Raw genomic sequence first — 21,034 nt, 5'->3', positions numbered from 1 at the left:
CGACCGGATGCGACCGGGGTGGTCTAGTCCTGGCCCTTGTCCGTCCCTACGCGGCCCGAGGGCGACGAGTCCTGCGGACTGCCGCCGTCCTGCGAGCCGTTGGAACCGGCGGCGCCGTTTTCGGCGGCCGCAGCGGCGTCGCTGACGGCCTGCGCCACCTCCGCGTCCAGGATCTCCGCGTCCAGCTTGGGCGCGTCCGGGTCGACCGGGCCGATCTGGAACTCGAACTCGCCGCCGTACTGCTCGTGACCGGCGACGACCGCGCTGCCCACGGCCTCCTCGCCGAGCTCGGCACGGATGATCAGCGGGTCCCTGCGCAGATCCTTGGTCAGGGCGATGCACAGCCCGATCATGACGACCGTGAACGGCACGGCCACCAGGATCGTGAGGTTCTTCAGCCCTTCCAGCGCCTTGTCACCACCACCGCCGATCAGCAGCATGATGGCGCCGACCGCGCCGGTGAGAACACCCCAGATGATGACGACGCCCCGGCTGGGCTCCATCGTGCCCTTCTGCGAGAGCGTGCCCATCACGATGGAGGCCGCGTCCGCTCCGGAGACGAAGAAGATGCCGACCAGGATCATCACGATGAGACCGGTCGCGCCGGCGATCGGGTACTCCTTCAGCACGTTGAACAGCTGCGCCTCCTGGGTGCTGCCCAGGTTGTTGCCGTCGGACTGCAGCTTCATGGCCGTGCCGCCGAAGATGGCGAACCAGACGAGGCTCACCACGCTGGGGACGAGGATCACACCGCCGACGAACTGGCGGATGGTGCGGCCCCGGCTGATGCGGGCGATGAACATGCCCACGAACGGCGTCCAGGAGATCCACCACGCCCAGTAGAAGACGGTCCAGCTCGCCAGCCAGTCCGCGACGCCCTTGCCGCTGGAGGAGTCGGTGCGTCCGACCAGTTGCGGCAGGTCACCGAGGAAGCTGCCGACCGAGGTGGGCAGCATGTTGAGCATCAGGATCGTCGGGCCCGCGACGAAGAGGAAGACCACCAGGAGCCCGGCCAGCACCATGTTGATGTTGGACAGCCACTGGACGCCCTTCTCGACGCCGGAGACGGCCGAGAAGACGAAGCACGCCGTCAGGACGGCGATGATGACGACCAGCACCCCGGTGCTGACGTGGGCGGCCCAGCCGACCTGCTCGACGCCGCTGCCGATCTGGAGCGCGCCCAGACCCAGCGAGGCGGCGGAGCCGAACAGCGTCGCGAAGATCGCCAGGATGTCGATGACCTTGCCGATGCCGCCGTTGGCGGCCTTCTCCCCGATGAGCGGGGTGAACACCGCGCTGACCGTCTGACGCCTGCCCCGGCGGAAGCAGCTGTAGGCGATGGCCAGGCCGACGACCGCATAGATCGCCCACGGGTGGAGCGTCCAGTGGAAGAGCGTGGTGGCCAACGACGTCTGCATCTTGTCCGCGTCGTTGGCGGGGTCCGTGCCGGGCGGGGGCTCGTTGAAGTGGCTCAGCGGCTCGCTCACGCCGTAGAACATCAGGCCGATGCCCATGCCGGCGCTGAACATCATGGCGATCCAGGAGACCGTCTTGAACTCCGGCTCCTCGCCCTCCTTGCCGAGGGTGATCTTGCCGTAGCGGCTGAAGGCGAGCCAGAGCGAGAAGATCACGAAGCCGGTGGCGGCGAGCACGAAGGCCCAGCCGCCGTTGTGCATCGTCCATCCCAGCATCTTCGACGAGACGTCACCGAGCGAGTCCGTGGCGACCCCGCCCCAGACGACGAAGGCGAGCGTGAGCAGCGCCGCGACGCCGAACACCACGCGGTCGGTCTGCGGGCCCCGGGTCAGACCCCCGCTGGAGGCATAGGCCTCCTCTGTCTCAGGTTTCACGTTTGTCTATTGCCCTTCCTCCGGAGGACATGCGGTCCTCTCACGCGCGCCGATCTCTGACAAGGATTCGCAGGGCCGCTACCCGGCCGCCAGGAAAGTAGTCCGGCCGCGGGGCGCCCTCCAAAGCCTCATATTTTGCGCTCAACTGTCCACAAATGGGCTTCAATTGATCGCCCGTCAGCGCGTACCCACACTGCGTGACCAGCTGAACCCGGTCAGCCTAGGGCCCGCATCCGCACCGGGGACCCCCTCGGAGGGGTCGACCGGGGGGTCGTTGCAGATCCGGAACATGACGCGGCCCACAAACGGTCCCCGCAGGCCAGGAGGGCGGCGAAAGGGAAAAGACTGACTTTGCGCAACATAGACGCCACGCGACCGGACGTGTGAGCGGCGGGTGCGGTAGACATGGTGCCGTCGCCCCGTCGGCGGAACGCCGAGCGGGCGTACGCCGGGCGGCGACGCCCGCGACGACGATCCGACGAGGAGGCCAGCTGTGCCGCGGAGGGCCAAGAGGTACGCCGTGAGTGCGGCGTACGCGACCAACGCCGCGCTCGCCCTCGTACTCGCCGGTGCACTGACCGCCTGCTCCGGTTCCTCCGGTTCCGAGGGCGGCGAGGACGGCAAGGCGGGCAGCTCCTCCGCCTCGCCGAGCGCGGCCGAGCCGGGCAAGTACAGCACGCTCCCCGAGCCGTGCGACACGGTCGAGGAGGGCATGCTCCGCGACATGCTGCCCGGCGCCGCCGCGGCCGAGGACGACGACGGTGCCGCTCCCAGCGCGAGCAGCGACCCCTACGAGGGCCGGCCGAGCAGCACCTACGACACGGACCGCCGGGTCGGCTGCCGCTGGAAGAACGCCACCACTGTGAGCACCCGGCACCTGGCCATCGACTTCGAACGGGTGGTCTCCTACGACCCGTCCGTCAGCGACGACGAGCAGGCCGAGCAGCTCTACGCCGAGAAGGCCCACAAGGCCGACGTATCGCTGCCCCCGGAGGACGACGGCTCCGAGAGCCGGGAGCCGGACGCGGAGGCCTCCGGCTCGGACGCCGGGAAGAGCCCGGACGGCCACGCGTCCCCGACCGGTAAGAGCGACGCAGGCGACGAGAGCAACAAGGGCGGCAAGGGCGACAACGGCGACAAACACGTCAAGGACGGCAAGGACAGCAAGGACAGTGAGTCCGACCCGTCCTCGTCCTCCGGCGCGGACGGGGACGGGGACGGGGGAGACGACCCCGGGGAGGACGGGTCGGAGTCCGCGACGCCGGACGAGAACCTGGCCCCGCGCGCTCTGGACGGCGTGGGCGACGCCGCCTACGTCGACGACGAGCTCCACACCGCCGGCTCCGGGGTGCACCGGGACATCACGCTGGTCTTCCGCACCGCGAACGTCATCGCCACCGTCGAGTACGACCAGTGGGTGACCGACAAGCATCGCATTCCGGACAGCAAGGATCTCCAGGAGAAGGCGCGCAAGCTCGCGGAGCACCTCGCTGAGCAGTTCGGAGACTGACCCGTAGGCGCGGTTTCGTTCCCTCTCGCCCGTTTCGTCCGCTGTGGCCGACCCCACGCTGTGGGCAGTCCCACGCCGCTCAGGTGCCCGGAAACACGCGCACCGCCCCGCGGCTTGCGTACCGTTCCGTCAGCACCACCCCCCAGGTTCGGCACAACTCGTGAAGACCCGGAAGCGAAGGAACCATGCACCGAAACGCCCCGCGCACCGCCGCCCCTCGACGGAGCAAGACCGTCAGGAACACGCTCGCCTGTGCGGCAGTGGCGCTCCCCGTCCTGCTGGTCGCCGGCTGCTCCTCGGACTCCGACCAGGGCAAGAAGTCCGACTCCGCCTCGGCCTCCGCGAGCAAGTCCCCCACCGTGGCGCCCGCGAAGTTCAAGAAGCTCCCCAACTCGTGCGACAGCCTCGGCAAGGGCACCGTGAAGGACCTGGTGGCCGGCACGGACGACAAATCGGGCAAGCCCGTCGGCTCGGGTGACGCCGACGACTCCAACAGCTGCCTGTGGAGCGGCCTGGACAAGTACGACTACCGCCAGCTCACGCTCTCCCTGAAGCGCTTCGACTCCGACCCGGCCATCGGCGCCGGCGACAAGCGCGCGGCGGACTACGCCAAGCAGCAGCTCAAGGAGAAGACCGCCGACAAGGACAACCGGGAGCTGAAGGACTCCAAGGTCTCCGGCGTCGGCGACGAGGCCTCGGCCGTCTCCTACGAGACCAAGAAGGAGGACACCAAGGGCAAGTCCTCCGAGTACCGGGCCGAGCGCCTGACCACGCGCGTCGCCAACGTCGTGGTCACCGTGGACTACGAGGGCGCCGGCTTCGAGGACGCCAAGAAGCCCAGCGCCGACGACGTGAAGAAGGGCGCCGAGAAGGCGGCCAAGGAAGCGGTCACGCAGATCAAGTGACCGCCCGGCCGCCTTCTCGGCCGCCCGCCGGAGCCCGGCCTCCCCGCCCGGAGGCCGGGCTCCGCGCCTCCCGCGGACCGGAAGTGTGCCAAGGTGGGCCCGCCGGATTCCGAGGGTTCCGAGGGTGGGGACAACTCCAGTGCAGGGCGTACAACTGACCCGAATACACCGCATACTCATCGCCGTCGTGATCGCCGGCGCCATGGTGATCGCGGCGATCGGCTTCGCGGGCTCCTACGCGGCCGTCCGCGACCTCGCCGAACGCAAGGGGTTCGGGTCCTTCGCCCCGTTCTTCCCCATCGGTGTGGACGCCGGCATCGTCGTCCTGCTCGCCCTCGACCTGCTGCTCACCTGGATCCGCATCCCTTTCCCGCTGCTCCGCCAGACCGCGTGGCTGCTGACGGCCGCCACCATCGCCTTCAACGGCGCCGCGGCCTGGCCCGATCCGCTCGGCGTCGGGATGCACGCGGTGATCCCCGTCCTGTTCGTCGTCACCGTCGAGGCCGCCCGGCACGCCACGGGGCGGGTCGCCGCCATCACCGCCGACAAGCACATGGAGGGCGTCCGCCTCTCCCGCTGGGTGCTCGCCTTCCCCTCCACGTTCCGGCTGTGGCGGCGGATGAAGCTGTGGGAGCTGCGCAGCTACGAGGAGGTGATCCGGATGGAACAGGAGCGGCTCGTCTACGAGACCCGGCTGCGCGCCCGGTACGGCCGCTCCTGGCGCCGCCGGGCCCCCGTCGAGTCCCTCATGCCGCTCAAGCTCGCCCGCTACGGGGTGCCTCTGCGCGAGACGGCGCCCCGGACGGCCAGGCTGCACGCAACGGCGTCCCCGGAGCACCCCGGCACGGAGCACGCCCTGACGGAGGCCGGCCCCGCGGAGCCCGCCCTGGAACAGCCCTCTCCCGGTGAGCCCGATGCCGGTGAGCCCGCCCGCAAGGAAGCGGCACCGGCGGCGGAAGCGGCACCGGCGCACGCCGCCTCCGTGGAGCCCGCGCCCCGGGCGGACGGCCCGCCCCCGGTGCAGGCGGGCCCGCACGAGGCCCGGCCCGCGCGGGAACCGGCCCCGCAGCACGAGGCGGTACGCGAGCCGGCAGCGGCCCCCGCTCCGGACGCCGAGCCCGCCCCGGCTCCGGACTACGAGCCCGCCGCGGATCCCGGGCGCCCCCCGACGGCCGGGCCAGCCCCCTCGTCGACACCCGGACCGTCGAACGGGTCCGCCCCTGCGTCGGAACCGGCCCCGACCGCCGGTCCACAACCGGCGACCGAGCCGGCCGGGTTCCCCGTACCGGTGGCACCCGGCCGCTACCGCCCGCTGGGCGCACCGGCGCCCTCGGCTTCCCCGGCGCGGGCCGAGGAGCTGTTCGTCGAGCCCCGGCCGCCCGCGCCGGCGGGCGGCGGGGAGACCGGGCCCGCCGCCCCGTTCACCGACCCGCACGACCCGGAAGAAGCCAGGGACGCCGCAGATGCGACCGGGTACGCGGAACCGGCCGGGTACGCCGAGGAGGAGGACGAGCCCTACGGCGGTGACGAACCCGTCGGCATCCCGGACGGCGTGCCCCGCGAGGAGGCCTACTTCCGGGCGTACCGCATGTATGTCGCCGCGCGCGGCGCGTTCCCCGCCCCCGCCGCGCTCGCCCGCACCCTGCGGGACGACCTCGGCGTCACCACGGCCGACGGCGGACTGCTGAGCGAGACGTATCTCGGGTCCTACATGCGCGAGTTCAAGGACCGCTACAACACCGAGATGGGCCTCGCCGGCTGAGGCGAGACCCACGGCGCCCTGTGCCCGGTGCCCGGCACCGGGCGCCCCGTCACGCCCCCAGCAGCTTGCGGACCCGCTCCGCGCCGACGGCCAGCAGCAGGGTGGGCAGGCGGGGGCCCGTCTCGCGGCCGACCAGCAGGCGGTAGAGGAGGGCGAAGAAGCCGCGCTGGGCGACCTTCAGCTCCGGGGTCGGCTTGGCGTCCGGAGCCAGCCCGGCCTGCACCTTGGGCACGCCGTAGACCAGCGAGGTGAGGCCCTCCAGCGACCAGTTCTGCTCCAGCCCCTCCAGCAGCAGACGCAGCGACTCGCGCTGCTCGTCACCGAGCGAGGCCAGCAGTTCGGCGTCCGGCTCGTCCCGTACCCGGGTGCGCTGGTCGGCGGGGACCTGCGTGGTGATCCAGCGGTGGGCGCGGTCCAGGCGGGGCCGCACCTCGTCCAGGCTGTGCACCGGGTGGGCGGGGTCGAGCTCGCTGAGGATGCGCAGGGTCTGCTCCTCCTGGCCGCCGGTGATGTCGGCGACCGAGGCCAGGGTGCGGTAGGGCAGCGGGCGTTCGGTGAGCGGGAGGGGGCCCAGCGACGTGGTGGCGGCACGGGTGTGCGCGGCGGTGTCGGCGGGCTGCGCACTGCCGTCGGTGATCTTGCGGACGAGCGCGTCCCACTCGTCGTAGGTGCGCTGGATCTCCTGGTCGAAGGCGACCTTGAAGGACTGGTTGGGCTTGCGCCGCGCGTACATCCAGCGCAGCAGCGGCGCCTCCATGATCTGCAACGCGTCGGCCGGGGTGGGGACACCGCCCTTGGAGGAGGACATCTTGGCCATGCCGCTGATGCCGACGAAGGCGTACATCGGCCCGATGGGCTGCTCGGCGCCGAAGATCTCCTTCACCAACTGGCCGCCGACCACGAACGACGAGCCGGGCGACTGGTGGTCCACCCCGGACGGTTCGAAGACGACCCCCTCGTACGCCCAGCGCATCGGCCAGTCGACCTTCCACACCAGCTTGCCGTGGTGGAAGGTGCGCAGTTCGACGGTCTCGCTGTGCCCGCAGCGGCAGGTGTAGGTCAGCTCGGTGGTCTCGTCGTCGTACGCGGTGACCGTCGTCAGGTCGCGGCCGCAGGCGGTGCAGTAGGGCTTGTACGGGTAGTAGGCGGAGCCCGTCCCGGCGCCCGAGCCGTCGTCCTCGGCCGCGGCACCGGAGCCCTCGGCCGCCTCGACCTCGGCCGCCTCCGGGGTCTGCTGCTTCTGCTTCTGCTGGGGCTTCTTCCCGCCGCTCCTGGCCTCCCTCTCCAGCGTCCGGTAGCGGTCCAGCACGGCGTCGATGCGCGCGCGCTCCCGCATCGCGAAGAGGATCTGCTCGGTGTAGGCGCCGGAGGTGTACTGCGCGGTCTGGCTGATGCCGCGGTACTGCACGCCCAGCTCCAGCAAGGACGCCTCCATGGCGGCCTTGAAGTGCTCGGCCCAGCTCCCGTACGGGCTGCCGGCGGGCGCGGGCACGGCGGTCAGCGGCCGGCCGATGTGCTCGTCCCAGGAGGCGTCGACGCCCTCGACACCGGCCGGGACCTTGCGGAACCGGTCGTAGTCGTCCCAGGACAGCAGGTGTTCGCAGGCGACGCCGCGCCGCTTGATCTCGTCGGCGACCAGGTGCGGCACCATCACCTCGCGCAGGTTGCCCAGGTGGATGGGGCCCGAGGGGCTCAGCCCGGATGCGCAGACCACCTTTTTGAGGCCGCGCCGCTCCGCCTCGGCGATGACGTCATCGGCGATACGGGAGACCCAGTCGGCCTCATGGGTGGTCAAAGCCACGTCCGGCACTTCCTTCTCGTCGCGCTCTTCAAGCCTGCGCCGCCCATTGTCCCACCCCGTGACACGGCGCCGTGCCCCCGTCGCTCCGTGGGATACTGGGGCCGACATCCAGCCACCCCGACGGAACGGTCAGCACTCCATGGCTACGGTCCCCTCTCTTGCCGCTACGGTCCACCAGCGCGTCTCGGACGCCCTCTCGGCTGCTCTGCCGGAGGCCGCCTCCGCCGACCCGCTGCTGCGACGTAGCGACCGGGCGGACTTCCAGGCCAACGGCATGCTGGCGCTGGCCAAGCGGCTGGGGGGCAATCCGCGGGAGCTGGCCGGCCAGGTCACCGAGGCGCTGCCGGCGTACGACACGGACGGGGTGATCGCCGGGATCGAGGTCTCGGGCCCCGGCTTCCTCAACATCACCGTCGCCGACAAGGCGATCGTGGAGAACCTGGCGGCGCGCCGGCAGGACGCACGCCTCGGTGTGCCCTTCGCCGAGAACCCGGGCACGACGGTGATCGACTACTCGCAGCCGAACGTCGCCAAGGAGATGCACGTGGGGCACCTGCGCTCCACGGTGATCGGCGACGCCGTCGTGCACCTGCTCGAACACCGGGGCGAGACGGTGATCCGGCGCCACCACATCGGCGACTGGGGCACCAACTTCGGCATGCTCATCCAGTACCTGATCGAGCACCCGCACGAGCTGGACCACGCCTCGGACACGGCCGACGCCAAGGACGCGGGCGAGGCCGCCATGGCGCGGCTCAACCGGCTCTACAAGTCCTCCCGCGCCCTGTTCGACTCCGACGAGGACTTCAAGGCCCGCGCCCGCGACCGGGTGCCCGCCCTGCAGAGCGGCGACGCGGAGACGCTGGCGCTGTGGCACAAGATCGTGGACGAGTCGAAGACCTACTTCCAGGGCGTCTACGACGAGCTGGACGTCGAGATCCGCGACGCGGACATCGTCGGTGAGAGCGCCTACAACGACGACCTCCAGCAGGTCGTTACGGACCTGGAGGAGTCCGGGGTGGCCGTCCGCTCCGAGGGCGCGCTGTGCGTCTTCTTCGAGGACGTCAAGGGGCCCGACGGCACGCCCACCCCGCTGATCGTCCAGAAGTCCAACGGCGGCTTCGGCTACGCCGCCACCGACCTGGCCGCCATCCGCAACCGCGTCGGCGAGCTGAAGGCCGACACCCTGCTGTACGTGGTCGACACCCGCCAGGCGCTGCACTTCCGGATGGTCTTCGAGACGGCGCAGCGCGCCGGCTGGCTGCCCGAGGGCGCTGCGAAGCAGCTGCAGTTCGGCACCGTGCTGGGCAAGGACGGCAAGCCGTTCAAGACCCGCGAGGGCGAGACCGTGCGGCTGATCGACCTGCTCGACGAGGCGGTGGAGCGCGCCGCGGCCGTCGTCCGCGAGAAGGCCGCCACCGCCGACGGGGAGGTCACCGAGGAGGAGGTGCGGCGCCGCGCCCACCAGGTCGGCATCGGCGCGGTCAAGTACGCCGACCTGTCGAACTCGATGACCCGCGACTACGTCTTCGACCTCGACCGCATGGTCTCCCTCCAGGGCGACACCAGCGTCTACCTCCAGTACGCCTACGCCCGGGTCCGCTCGATCTTCCGCCGGGCCGGTGACCTGCGCCCTGTGCCGCACCCCGAGCGCGAACTGGCCCCGGCCGAGCGGGCGCTGGCCCTGCACCTGGACGCCTTCGCCGACACCCTGGTGACGGCCGCCGACGAGTACGCACCCCACAAGCTGACCGCGTACCTGTACGAACTGGCCACGCTCTACAGCCGGTTCTTCGAGAACTGCCTGGTCCTCGACCGCGAAGAGCCGGAGCAGTCCGAGAACCGCCTCTTCCTGTGCGAGATGACCGCGAAGGTCCTCCGCCAGGGCCTGACGCTGCTCGGTATCCGCACCCCCGAGCGGCTGTAGCCCGGGGGCCGGTCCGCCCGTGCGGACGGGACGGTACGGGGATCACGGCACGGGGCCGCCGCGCAGGATCTCCTCCTGGAGTCGGGCGGCCATCGTCTTGATGGTCCGCAGCCCCTCCCGGCCCCACGGGCGCGGCCGCTGGTCCACGGCGCAGACCGTGCCCAGCGCCATGCCCGAGGGGTCCAGCAGCGGCGCCCCCAGGTAGGACGTGATGCCCACCTCGTCCACGACGGGGTTGACGGCGAACCGGGCGAAGTCGCGCACGTCCTCCAGCACCAGCGCGGTACGCCGCGCCACGACGTGCACGCAGAAGCCGTGGTCCCGCTCCATCACCCGGCCCACGCCGCCGTTCGGATCCACCGGGCCCTTCTGCGGGTCCATGGTCGAGTCGTACAGACCGCAGAAGTACTGCCGCGTCTCGTCGAGGAAGTTGACCATCGCGAACGGCGCGTCGGTGACGCGGGCCAGTTCCCTGGCGAACGCGTCGAACCGCTCCGAGGGCCGGTCCCCGACGCCCAGTTCCTTCAGCCGGGCGACCCGCTCGGCCGCCTCCGTGTCCTGCGGCGTCACCAGCAGCCGGGCCGTGAGATCAAGGGGTGTGGACGGCATGCGCGCTCCTCGGGTCGATCAGATGCTGGATGAGGGAGATGAGGACCCCGGTCGCGGAGTCCTGGGCGCGGGCGTCGCACAGGACGACGGGTACATCCTTGCCGAGGTCGATCGCCGCGCGCACCTCGTCGGGGTCGTAGTGGTGCGAGCCGTCGAACTCGTTGACGGCCAGCACGAAGCGGATGCCGCGCTGCTCGAAGTAGTCCACGGCGGGGAAGCAGTCCTCCAGGCGCCGGGTGTCCGCCAGGACGACGGCGCCCAGGGCACCGGCGGACAATTCGTCCCACATGAACCAGAACCGGTCCTGGCCCGGGGTGCCGAACAGGTAGAGGACGTAGCCCCTCTTGAACGTGATGCGTCCGAAGTCCATGGCGACCGTCGTGGTGGTCTTCTGCTCGACGCCCTCCAGACTGTCCGTCTCCGCACCGACCTGGGTCAGCAACTCCTCGGTGCTCAGCGGGTCGATCTCGCTGACGGCACCCACGAAGGTCGTCTTGCCGACCCCGAAGCCGCCGGCGACGATGATCTTCAGCGCGGTCGGGAAGGGATCAGAGTCGTTTGCGAAGCCCATCCAGCACCGCCTCCAGCACTTCTCGGTCGTGCGGGCCCTCCTGGAGATGGACGGGCCCGCGGGTGGTCACGGCGCCGCAGTCCATCAGGTCCGACAGCACCACCTTGGTGACGGTGGCGGGCAGCCTGATGGTCGCGGCGATCTCGGCGACGGACCTGGGGCCGCCGCACAGGTCCAGCGCCTGGCCGTGCTCAGGTCCCAGGTAGCCGTCGGGACGCACCCCCGTGGCCAGTACCAGCGTGAGCAGGTCCAGATCGGCGGAGGGCCGGGTGCGGCCCTCACTGACGGTGTACGGACGGACCAGGCGGCCGGCGTCCTCGTCCAGCCAGGGTTCGTCGAACGGTTCCGCCATGGGGTCAGTCGCCACCGGGTTCTGCGCCGCCGGCGGACTGCCGCGCCGGCGTCGCCAGATACGGACGGACGCTCTTGACCAGCATCGCCATCTCGTACCCCAGCACGCCCGCGTCCGCCTCGCTCCCGGCGAAGACGGCCAGGCAGGCGCCGTGGCCCGCCGTGCTGACGAACAGCAGGGAGGTGTCCAGCTCGACCACCACCTGGCGCACGTTGTCGCCGCCCGCGAAGCGGACGCCGGCGCCGCGGCCCAGCGAGTACAGGCCGGAGGCCAGCGCTGCCATGTGGTCGGCGGTGTCCGTCTCCAGTCCGTGCGCGGCCTTCACCAGTCCGTCCGACGACAGCAGCAGGGCGCTGCGGGCGTGCGGTACCCGCTCGACCAGGCCGGTCAGCAGCCAGGACAGGTCCACCGTCGACTGCCTCGTCAAGGGAGCCTCATTCATCATCGATCGCGTCTTCCTCACTCGTGGGGCGAGCTGTCGCCCGGGTACGGGGACGGGAACCGGGACGGCACGTACCCGTCGGCCTCCGCGCGGCCGACCCCGCGCCGGAAGGCCGCCAGGAGCCCGGGATCGTGCACGGCTTCCTCGGCGTCGTCCGCGCCGGACGGGGCCGGCGCCGCGGGTGGCCGGCGCAGCTCCGGCACCATGTGCTCCTGCCGCCGCCGACGCGGCAGCGGGGGCCGCCCTTCGGCCCCCGCCTGTCCGGGCGGCCCGGCGCCCGGAAATGCGGCGTTGCCCGTGCCCGGGACGGCGCCGGCAGGGACGTCGGAAACGTTGCCGGTGACGGGTCCGGGGGCGTGGTACCGGCTCCTGTGGGGAGCGGCGGGTCCGGGCGGGGGTGGCGCGCCCGCGGCGGAGCGGCTCGCCTCGTGCGGCTGCGCCCCGCCCTGCGGCGCCGTGCCGCCCTGGCCGAGCGCACCCTTCGACGCCTTGGGCGCCGCGTGCCGACCCCGCGCCGACCGGCCCCGCACCACCTCCTGCGACCCCCCACGCGAGTCGTCCCCCGTGGCCGCAGCGGCCCCCGACGCCGAAGCGGCCCCAGCGGCCGGAACGGTTCCGGAGCCCGGAACGGCCCCAGCGGCCGGAACAGTCCCAGCGGCCGGAGCGGCCCCAGCAGCCGGAGCCGCCCCCGAGACCGGAACGTACCCGGTGGCCGAAGCCGCAGCCGGAACAGTGCCGAAGCCCCCAGCAGCCCCAGCAGCCGCAACGGCCCCAGCAGCCGCAACGGCCCCAGCAGCCGGAGCGGCCCCAGCAGCCGGAGCCGCCCCCGAGACCGGAACGTACCCGGTGGCCGAAGCCGCAGCCGGAACAGTGCCGGAGCCCGGAGCGGCCCCAGCGGCCGGAGCGGTCCCAGTGGCCGGGGCGGCACTCGGTCGCGGAGCGGCAGTGCGCGGGCCGACGGCGCCCGGCTGCGGGTCCGCCGACACCGGGGCGGCACCCGGGGGCGGAGCGGTGTCCGGGTGCGGGGCCGCAGGCACCGGGGCGGCGCCCCGTTGCGGATCCGCCGACACCGGGGCGGTGTCCGAGGGGGGAGCGGGGGTGCGGGTGCCCAGCATGGTGTGGGGGAGGACGAGGACGGCCTGGATGCCGCCGTAGATGTTGGCGCGGAGCTGTACGGCGATGCCGTGGCGGCGGGCGAGCGTACCCACGACGTACAGGCCGATGCGCCCGTCGGACAGCAGCGTGCCGACGTCCACCCCGTCGGAATCGGCCAACAGCGCGTTCATCCGCTGCTGTTCGGCCCCGGTCATGCCGAGCCCGCGGTCCTCGACCTCCACGGCGAGCCCCGCCGTGACGTGGCCGGCCCGCAGCAGCACCTGGGTCTGCGGCGCGGAGTAGACCGTGGCGTTCTCCACCAGTTCGGAGAGCAGGTGGATGACGTCGGCGACGGCCTGCCCCCGTACGGTGCCCTCGACGGGCGGCACCAGTTTGACCCGCTGGTAGTGCTCCACCTCCGCGGCGGCGGAGCGCAGGATCTCGGTCAGCGGCACGGGCCGGGTCCACTGCCGGCGTGAGACCGCACCGCCGAGCACGGCCAGGTTCTCGGCGTACCGGCGGATCCGGGTGGCCAGGTGGTCGACCTGGAAGACGCCCTTGAGGATGTCGGGGTCCTCGACCTGGTGCTCCAGGTCGTCGAGCACCCTGATCTCGCGGTGCAGCAACGACTGCAGCCGCCGGGCGAGATTGACGAAGACGGCCACCCGGTCGGTCGCGGGCGCCCCCGGCCCGTCCTCGCCCGTGCCGCCGTCGGTGGCGGAGGCGAGCCGCGCGGCGTGGGCGACCGCCTCGTGGGCCGCGTGCTGGGCGAGGGCGAGTTCGTGCGCCAGGGCGTCCAGTGCGTCGCCCGCGGGGGTGGCGGGCACCGGCGCAGGACCCGGCGGGGCGGGCGGTTCACCGGCTTGCAGCCCGCTCAGTTGCCGCCGCAGCTGGTCGCGGCCGCGTTCGGCGGTCTGCCGCAGTCCGGTGCAGCGCAGCGCGGCGGTGCGCGCCTGCGAGGAGGCCGTCAGGAAACCGGTGACGACGGCGGCGACGGCGACCAGGGCGGCCCCGGTGAGCACGCCGACGGCGGCGGCGTCGAACCCGGTGTCCGCGGCGGTGGCCGCGTCCGGCTCCCACGCGTTCCACAGGTAGCCGACGACTGCGGCGCCCGCGAGCGCGACGACCAGGGCGGGCACCGTCGCCAACCGCACCAGGCGCCGGCGTACTGCCGCGTCCGCTGGAGGTACAGGCATCAATTCCCTCAGGTGATTCCGCTGCGAACAAGGGTCCTCGCACGGTGCGGAGAACGGGCCTTCTCCTCCGGGTGCGGCGAGTCCCGTCATGGTGCTACGGCGGTCGGCGCGATGTGCGTCGCCGACGCAACTGCCACACATGTGAGGCGAGTTCGACAATGAGTGCGTACGTTTGTGCGCGAGAACGAGCGATTCGGCACCGGTCCCGATCAGGCGGGACCGGCCGGGGTACGCCGCTCGTCCGGCGCCCGGTGCTCAGCCCGGCACCCGGCGCTCAGCTTCCGGCTGCGCGCTTCAGCTCACCGCTCGGGGAAGTACACGTACAGCAGGCAGCCCTGCTCGCTGTGCGGCGTGTGGGTGGAGCCCTGTGCCCCGCGCACCCGGCTGCCGACCGGATAGCGCCCGCCCTCGTCCAGGAGTTCGCCCTCGACGACGACCACGATCTCGCTGCTGTCGGCGTGGTGGTCGGGCTCGGTGTAGCCGGCGCCGGGCGCGAAGCGCACGTAGGCCTCGCGGGGCAGCGGGGCGACGCCGGCTGCGGGGCTCGTCCAGTCGACGACCTGGGCCGTCACGCCCGGGTACAGCTCGATCGGGTCGATGCCCGCCAGCGCGTCGGCGTCGACCACATGGAAATCGGGACGGTCGAGGGTCGTCATGGTGTGCTCCTCTTTCTCTGCGATGGCGCTGCGACAAAGGGGACTTCGCGAGACGGAGGTGCACCGTCGAAGTCGCGCGGGGTCAAGCCGCCCAGCACAGTGCAATGACGTGACGTCAACTGCGAGGAAGCCGAGCGGAGTTGTCCACTCGGCACGCCTTTTCGAGCAAGGCCCGAAGAGCGTAAGTGATCCTTCCGTCCTTCCACAACGGAAACGGACGTCGATTGAGCACGCCACGTCGGACGGGCTGCGACAGCGCGCTCACAGCGCAGCAGAAGAGGGCCCCACCCGCGTCCGCGGGAGAGGCCCTCGTGCCGGCCGTCCGGCGTGGTTCAGTGTCCGGCGCGCAGCAGTCCGGCGGCCTCCGTCGCCCAGTAGGTGAGGATCATGTTCGCGCCGGCCCGCGTGAAGCTCGTCAGCGTCTCCAGGATGGCGGCCTCGCGGTCGATCCAGCCCTTCTCCGCCGCCGCCTCGACCATCGCGTACTCGCCGGAGATCTGGTAGACGCCGATCGGTACCTCGGCCCGCTCCGCGAAGTCCCGCAGGATGTCCAGGTAGGGCAGGCCCGGCTTGACCATCACCATGTCGGCGCCCTCGGCCAGGTCCAGGGAGAGCTCGCGCAGCGCCTCACGGGCGTTGGCCGGGTCCTGCTGGTAGGTCTTGCGGTCCCCCTTCAGGGAGGAGCCGACGGCCTCGCGGAACGGCCCGTAGAACGCGGAGGAGTACTTCGCGGTGTAGGCGAAGACCGCCACGTCCTGAAGGCCGGCCTCCTCCAGGGCGGTGCGGACGTACCCGATCTGGCCGTCCATCATGCCGCTGGCGCCCAGCACATGGGCTCCCGCGTCGGCCTGGACGCGGGCCATCTCGGCGTACCGCTCCAGCGTGGCGTCGTTGTCGACCCGGCCGTCGGCGGCGAGCACCCCGCAGTGGCCGTGGTCGGTGTACTCGTCCAGGCACAGGTCGGACATGAGCACCAGCTCGTCGCCGACCTCGGCGCGCACGTCGCGCAGCGCCACCTGGAGGATGCCGTCCGGGTCGGTGCCGGCGGTGCCGACGGCGTCCTTCCTGGCGTCGTCCGGCACGCCGTAGAGCATCAGCCCGCCGACTCCGGCCTCGACCGCCTCCACGGCGGCCTTGCGGAGCGAGTCGCGGGTGTGCTGGACGGCACCCGGCATGGAACCCACCGGCACCGGCTCGCCGATGCCCTCCCGCACGAAGGCGGGCAGGATCAGGTCGGCGGGCCGGGTGCGGTACTCGGCGACCATCCGGCGCATCGCCGGGGTGGTGCGCAGCCGGCGGGGACGGACCGCCGGGAAGCTGCCGTGCGCGGTGCCGTGGGTGCTCATGATGTGCGTGCCCTCCTCCTGGCCGGGCGCTTCTCGCTCGGCCGCTTCACCTGCTCGCCCGCCTCCACGGCCACGGCACGGCGCTGGGCGCCGAAGTCGGCGAGCGCCTCGGCCAGTCTGTGCACGGACGGCTCCGGAGCCATCACGTCCACCCGCAGCCCGTGTTCCTCCGCGGTCTTGGCGGTGGCCGGGCCGATACAGGCGATGACGGTGACATTGTGCGGCTTGCCCGCGATGCCGACCAGGTTGCGCACGGTGGAGGACGAGGTGAACAGCACCGCGTCGAACCCGCCGCCCTTGATGGCCTCCCGGGTCTCGGCGGGCGGCGGCGAGGCGCGGACGGTGCGGTACGCCGTCACGTCGTCCACCTCCCAGCCGAGCTCGATGAGACCGGCCACCAGCGTCTCGGTGGCGATGTCGGCACGGGGCAGGAACACCCGGTCGATCGGGTCGAAGACCGGGTCGTAGGGCGGCCAGTCCTCCAGCAGCCCGGCGGCCGACTGCTCGCCGCTGGGCACCAGGTCCGGCTTCACACCGAACTCCACCAGCGCCCTGGCCGTCTGCTCGCCCACCGCCGCGACCTTGATCCCGGCGAAGGCGCGGGCGTCCAGCCCGTACTCCTCGAACTTCTCCCGCACCGCCTTGACGGCGTTGACCGAGGTGAAGGCGATCCACTCGTAGCGGCCCGTCACCAGGCCCTTGACCGCGCGCTCCATCTGCTGCGGGGTGCGCGGCGGCTCCACGGCGATGGTCGGCACCTCGGCCGGCACCGCGCCGTAGGAGCGCAACTGGTCGGAGAGGGAGGCCGCCTGCTCCTTGGTGCGCGGCACCAGGACCTGCCAGCCGAACAGCGGCTTGGACTCGAACCAGGCCAACTGGTCCCGCTGCGCGGCGGCACTGCGCTCGCCGACCACGGCTATGACGGGCTGCCCGCCGTCGGGCGAGGGCAGCACCTTGGCCTGCTTGAGGGTCTGGTTGATCCCGCCGAGCGTCGCGGAGAAGGTGCGCTGCCGGGTCGTGGTGCCCGCCAGCGTGACGGCCATGGGGGTGTCGGGCTTGCGGCCCGCGGCCACCAGCTCGCCCGCCGCGGCGCCCACCCCCTCCAGCGTGGTGGAGACGACGACGGTCGCGTCGCTGACGCCCAGCTCGGTCCAGCACCGGTCGTCCGCGCTGGCCGCATCGACGAACCGCACGTCGGTGCCCTGCCCGTCGCGCAGCGGCACCCCCGCGTACGCCGGGACGCCGACGGCCGCGGCGATGCCCGGTACGACCTCGAAGGGGATGCCCTCGGAGGCCATGGCCAGCATCTCGCGGGCCGCGTCCGAGTCCAGCCCGGGATCGCCCGCGACCGCACGCACGACCCGCTTGCCGGCGCGCGCGGCGGCTATGGCAGACTCGCCCGCATCGATGGCCACATCGCCCGTCGGTGCGGAGGCAGTTGACGCCTCGTCAGTGACCGACTGAAGCGGTGTGTCCACACCAGGGCGGGTGTGAGCGCGCACGACGTCATGCACGCGGGGGTCGGCGACGAGCACGTCGGCCTGCCCCAGCGCCTCGACGGCGCGCAACGTCAGCAGCCCCGGGTCTCCCGGGCCGGCACCCAGGAAGGTGACATGTCCCTGTGCACCGTGCAGGTGCGCTCTGTTCGCGACTGGCGTCTTGCGTGCCGTGCTCGACTTGTCGGCGGCGGTGGGGCTCAAAGTGCTCGCTCCCCCATCAGACCGGCCGCGCCCTTGGCGAGCATCTCGTCGGCGAGCTCCTGGCCCATGCGGGCACAGGCCGTGTAGTCGCCGTCGGACGCCGGTACGGGACCGGTGGTGGACAACTGCACCAGCGCACGTCCGTCGGTGGTACCGACGACACCGCGCAGGCGCATTTCGGTGACAACCTGCCCCTCGACAAGCAGGTCGGCAAGCGCCCCTACGGGTGCGCTGCAGCCGGCCTCCAAGGCGGCGAGCAGGGTTCGCTCGGCGGTGACGGCCGCCCGCGTGTGCGGGTCGTCCAGCTCCGCGAGCTGTGCGGCCAGGTGCGCGTCGGATGCCACGCATTCCACGGCCAGTGCCCCCTGTCCGGGGGCGGGAAGTACCTGGTCCGGGCTGATCAGCTCGACGGCCTCCTCAGCGAGGCGGCCGATGCGCTCCAGCCCGGCGGCGGCGAGAACCACGGCATCGAGCTCGCCGGAGCGCACGTACCCGATCCGTGTGTCGATATTCCCCCGAATCGGGACCGTTTCGATCTCGACCCCGAGTCCACGGGCCCACGCCTGCACCTGCGCCATCCGGCGGGGGGATCCGGTGCCGATACGGGCCTTGCCCGGCGCCGCGGCGCGGGCCAGCTCCTCGAAGCCCAGCCCGTCCCGGCCGACCAGCACGTCCCGCGCGTCGGCCCGCGGCGGCACCGCGGCCAGCGCGAACTGCTCGGGCTGGGTGGTCGGCAGGTCCTTCAGCGAGTGCACGGCGAAGTCGATGTCCCCGCGCAACAGCGCGTCCCGCAGGGCGTTGACGAACACACCGGTGCCGCCGATCTGCGCCAGCTGCTCCTTGCTGACGTCCCCGTACGTGGTGATCTCCACCAGCTCCACAGGGCGCCCCGTCACCCTGCGGACCTCCTCGGCGACCAGCCCGGACTGCGCCGTCGCGAGTTTGCTGCGGCGGGTGCCCAGCCTCAGTGGGGGGATGGCTGTGGCATGGGAGTTCATTGCCGCTCCTGTTCCGGATTGCTGACAGCGGCGACCGCCTGCGGGTCGAGGTCGAAGAGTTCACGCAAGGCATCGGCGTACCCGGCGCCGCCGGGCTCGCCGGCGAGCTGCTTGACGCGCACCGTCGGCGCGTGCAGCAGCTTGTCCACCACCCGGCGCACGGTCTGCGTGACCTCCGCGCGCAGCTTGTCGTCCATGCCGTGCAGCCGCCCCTCCAGGCGGGCCAGCTCGCCGGAGACCACGTCGGCGGCCATGGTCCGCAGCGCCACCACGGTCGGCGTGATGGTCGCGGCCCGCTGCGCCGCGCCGAACGCGGCGACCTCCTCGGTGACCAGACCGCGCACGGCCTCCACGTCACCGGCCATCGGTGCGTTCGCCTCTGCGTCGGCCAGCGACTCGATGTCCACCAGCCGGACCCCGTCGATCCGGTGCACGGCCACGTCGACGTCGCGGGGCATGGCCAGGTCGAGCACCACCGGCGCCGCCTGGGACGGACGGTCACCCAGCGCGGCCTCGATGTCGGAGGCCGACAGGACGAGCCCCGTCGCACCGGTGCAGGAGACCACCACGTCGGCCGCCGCCAGCTCGCCGGTGACCGCCGCCATCGGAACGGCCCGGCCCTGGAGGCTCTCGGCCAGCCGCTCGGCCCTGGCCAGGGTGCGGTTGGCGATCACCAGTTCGCCCACACCGGCGCGCGCCAGCACCGTCGCGGCCAGCGACGACATGGACCCGGCACCGATCACCAGCGCCCGCTTCCCGCGCGCCCACTCCTCCACCGGCGCCCCGGCCGCGAGCTGCTCCAGGCCGAAGGTCACCAGGGACTGCCCGGCCTTGTCGATGCCCGTCTCGGAATGCGCCCGCTTGCCCACCCGCAGCGCCTGCTGGAACAGGTCGTTCAGCAGGCGCCCGGCGGTGTGCTGCTCCTGGGCGACGGCGAGCGCGTCCTTGATCTGGCCGAGGATCTGCCCCTCGCCGACGACCATCGAGTCCAGCCCGCACGCCACCGAGAACAGGTGGTGCACGGCGCGGTCCTCGTAGTGCACGTACAGATAGGGGGTGAGCTCGTCCAGGCAGACGCCGCTGTGCTGGGCCAGCAGGGTCGACAGCTCGGCGACGCCGGCGTGGAACTTGTCGACGTCCGCGTACAGTTCGAGCCGGTTGCAGGTGGCCAGCACGGCCGCCTCCGCTGCGGGCTCGGCGCTGACGGTGTCCTGCAGCAGCTTGCCCCGCGCCCCGGGCTCCAGGGCGGCACGTTCCAGCACGCTGACCGGCGCGCTGCGGTGGCTCAGGCCGACGACGAGCAGGCTCATGCCGGCATCACGGCGGGCAGGTCCCCGTCAGGTCCGGACTCGGGCGGCCGCCGCTTGGTGACGGCCACGGCGGGCGGCGCGGCGGGCGGCGCGGTGTCCACCTCGGGCGCATCGACCGGCTCCTCCCCCGCCTTGCGCTGCTCGTGGAAGGCGAGGATCTGCAGCTCTATGGACAGGTCCACCTTGCGCACGTCCACCCCTTCGGGGACGGACAGCACGGTCGGTGCGAAGTTGAGGATCGAGGTGATCCCGGCGGCCACCAGCCGGTCGCACACCTGCTGGGCGGCGCCGGCCGGGGTGGCGATCACGCCGATGGACACCCCGTTGTCGTCGATGATCTTCTCCAGCTCGTCGGTGTGCTGGACGGGGATCCCGGCGACGGGCCTGCCGGAGAGGCCCGGGTCGGCGTCGATCAGCGCCGCGACCCGGAAGCCGCGGGAGGCGAAGCCGCCGTAGTTGGCGAGGGCGGCACCGAGGTTGCCGATACCGACGATCACGACCGGCCAGTCCTGGGTGAGGCCGAGCTCGCGGGAGATCTGGTAGACGAGGTACTCCACGTCGTAGCCGACGCCGCGGGTCCCGTAGGAGCCGAGGTAGGAGAAGTCCTTGCGGAGCTTGGCCGAGTTCACGCCGGCCGCCGAGGCCAGTTCCTCCGAGGAGACGGTGGGCACCGACCGTTCGGAGAGCGCCGTGAGTGCCCGCAGATACAGCGGAAGGCGGGCGACGGTAGCCTCGGGGATTCCTCGGCTCCGACTCGTCGCCGGACGGTGGTTTCGGCCAGTTGCCACGGTGCTCCTGCCGGTTGCGCGAAGCGGTGAGCGGTCGAACGTGAGGTGCCCTCGCGGACCGCTGCGTCGCCTCCAGGCTATGCCTTTGTGAACGCGTGCACAAAGATGGTGTCCGCTTTGTCCGGTCAACGTGACCGGCGCCACAGGTACCGACGGGGACACGCGGTCACGCTCCTCACATACACGCCCCCGGACGGCAAAACGCCCTCGATTCTA

At 72.1% G+C, this 21,034-nt stretch carries 17 protein-coding genes; 4 read left to right on the top strand and 13 right to left on the bottom strand.

Translation table 11 applies throughout. The features are described 5' to 3' along the window. Nucleotides 1-23: 23 nt before the first annotated feature. Nucleotides 24-1,850 carry a BCCT family transporter gene (locus H297_RS38155; protein ID WP_051352145.1) on the bottom strand — a complete coding sequence of 609 codons (1,827 nt, stop codon included), beginning with the start codon at nucleotides 1,848-1,850 and terminating at the stop codon, nucleotides 24-26. A gap of 520 nt (nucleotides 1,851-2,370) precedes the next feature. On the opposite strand from H297_RS38155, the gene H297_RS0124475 reads away from it, so the two are divergent. The 3 genes from H297_RS0124475 (at nucleotide 2,371) to H297_RS0124465 (ending at nucleotide 6,027) form a co-directional block, all read left to right on the top strand. After that, nucleotides 2,371-3,360 carry a hypothetical protein gene (locus H297_RS0124475; RefSeq protein WP_486589648.1) on the top strand — a complete coding sequence of 330 codons (990 nt, stop codon included), beginning with the start codon at nucleotides 2,371-2,373 and terminating at the stop codon, nucleotides 3,358-3,360. Nucleotides 3,361-3,545: 185 nt separating this feature from the next. Next, on the top strand, nucleotides 3,546-4,265 hold the full coding sequence (locus H297_RS0124470) for a hypothetical protein (protein ID WP_027739210.1): 720 nt from the start codon (nucleotides 3,546-3,548) through the stop codon (nucleotides 4,263-4,265). Between the two features lie 139 nt (nucleotides 4,266-4,404). Further along, nucleotides 4,405-6,027, top strand: a complete 1,623-nt coding sequence (locus tag H297_RS0124465; protein WP_486589651.1) for a DUF2637 domain-containing protein — start codon at nucleotides 4,405-4,407, stop codon at nucleotides 6,025-6,027. 49 nt (nucleotides 6,028-6,076) lie between these two features. Here H297_RS0124465 and lysS read toward each other — a convergent pair whose 3' ends face one another. Continuing rightward, the gene (gene lysS / locus H297_RS0124460) at nucleotides 6,077-7,828 is read right to left on the bottom strand and encodes a lysine--tRNA ligase (protein ID WP_027739208.1); all 1,752 of its coding nucleotides are present in this window, start codon (nucleotides 7,826-7,828) and stop codon (nucleotides 6,077-6,079) included. 139 nt (nucleotides 7,829-7,967) lie between these two features. On the opposite strand from lysS, the gene argS reads away from it, so the two are divergent. Then, nucleotides 7,968-9,755 carry an arginine--tRNA ligase gene (gene argS / locus H297_RS0124455; RefSeq protein ID WP_027739207.1) on the top strand — a complete coding sequence of 596 codons (1,788 nt, stop codon included), beginning with the start codon at nucleotides 7,968-7,970 and terminating at the stop codon, nucleotides 9,753-9,755. Nucleotides 9,756-9,797: 42 nt separating this feature from the next. On the opposite strand, the gene H297_RS0124450 is transcribed toward argS, so the two are convergent. From H297_RS0124450 to H297_RS0124400, 11 genes are all read right to left on the bottom strand, one after another. Next, nucleotides 9,798-10,364, bottom strand: a complete 567-nt coding sequence (locus H297_RS0124450) for a GAF domain-containing protein (protein WP_027739206.1) — start codon at nucleotides 10,362-10,364, stop codon at nucleotides 9,798-9,800. After that, nucleotides 10,345-10,935 carry an ATP/GTP-binding protein gene (locus H297_RS0124445; protein ID WP_027739205.1) on the bottom strand — a complete coding sequence of 197 codons (591 nt, stop codon included), beginning with the start codon at nucleotides 10,933-10,935 and terminating at the stop codon, nucleotides 10,345-10,347. Before H297_RS0124445 ends, H297_RS0124450 begins: the two co-directional genes overlap by 20 nt. Next, a complete protein-coding gene (locus H297_RS0124440; protein WP_027739204.1) occupies nucleotides 10,913-11,287 on the bottom strand; it encodes a DUF742 domain-containing protein in 375 nt (124 codons plus the stop codon). Before H297_RS0124440 ends, H297_RS0124445 begins: the two co-directional genes overlap by 23 nt. A 4-nt stretch (nucleotides 11,288-11,291) precedes the next feature. Next, nucleotides 11,292-11,732: a roadblock/LC7 domain-containing protein gene (locus H297_RS0124435; RefSeq protein WP_027739203.1), complete on the bottom strand. Its 441-nt coding sequence runs from the start codon at nucleotides 11,730-11,732 to the stop codon at nucleotides 11,292-11,294. A gap of 14 nt (nucleotides 11,733-11,746) precedes the next feature. Next, on the bottom strand, nucleotides 11,747-14,020 hold the full coding sequence (locus H297_RS38150) for an ATP-binding protein (RefSeq protein ID WP_064744873.1): 2,274 nt from the start codon (nucleotides 14,018-14,020) through the stop codon (nucleotides 11,747-11,749). A gap of 299 nt (nucleotides 14,021-14,319) precedes the next feature. Continuing rightward, nucleotides 14,320-14,676 carry a cupin domain-containing protein gene (locus H297_RS40475; RefSeq protein ID WP_051352143.1) on the bottom strand — a complete coding sequence of 119 codons (357 nt, stop codon included), beginning with the start codon at nucleotides 14,674-14,676 and terminating at the stop codon, nucleotides 14,320-14,322. 332 nt (nucleotides 14,677-15,008) lie between these two features. Next, nucleotides 15,009-16,022: a porphobilinogen synthase gene (hemB, locus tag H297_RS0124420; RefSeq protein ID WP_027739202.1), complete on the bottom strand. Its 1,014-nt coding sequence runs from the start codon at nucleotides 16,020-16,022 to the stop codon at nucleotides 15,009-15,011. After that, nucleotides 16,019-17,722, bottom strand: coding sequence for a bifunctional uroporphyrinogen-III C-methyltransferase/uroporphyrinogen-III synthase (locus H297_RS0124415; RefSeq protein ID WP_486589647.1), 1,704 nt, complete (start codon nucleotides 17,720-17,722; stop codon nucleotides 16,019-16,021). Before H297_RS0124415 ends, hemB begins: the two co-directional genes overlap by 4 nt. Continuing rightward, nucleotides 17,719-18,720 carry a hydroxymethylbilane synthase gene (gene hemC / locus H297_RS0124410; RefSeq protein ID WP_027739200.1) on the bottom strand — a complete coding sequence of 334 codons (1,002 nt, stop codon included), beginning with the start codon at nucleotides 18,718-18,720 and terminating at the stop codon, nucleotides 17,719-17,721. The genes H297_RS0124415 and hemC overlap by 4 nt, the downstream gene beginning before the upstream one ends. After that, the gene (locus tag H297_RS0124405; protein ID WP_027739199.1) at nucleotides 18,717-20,030 is read right to left on the bottom strand and encodes a glutamyl-tRNA reductase; all 1,314 of its coding nucleotides are present in this window, start codon (nucleotides 20,028-20,030) and stop codon (nucleotides 18,717-18,719) included. The genes hemC and H297_RS0124405 overlap by 4 nt, the downstream gene beginning before the upstream one ends. Beyond that, nucleotides 20,027-20,818 (bottom strand): redox-sensing transcriptional repressor Rex, encoded by a 792-nt coding sequence (locus tag H297_RS0124400; RefSeq protein WP_027739198.1) that lies wholly within the window; start codon nucleotides 20,816-20,818, stop codon nucleotides 20,027-20,029. The genes H297_RS0124405 and H297_RS0124400 overlap by 4 nt, the downstream gene beginning before the upstream one ends. Between the last annotated feature and the right edge of the window lie 216 nt (nucleotides 20,819-21,034).

Source organism: Streptomyces sp. CNT360 (assembly GCF_000424785.1).
The sequence above is the reverse complement of the archived record's forward strand: the minus strand, read 5'-3'. Positions and strand labels throughout refer to the sequence as shown.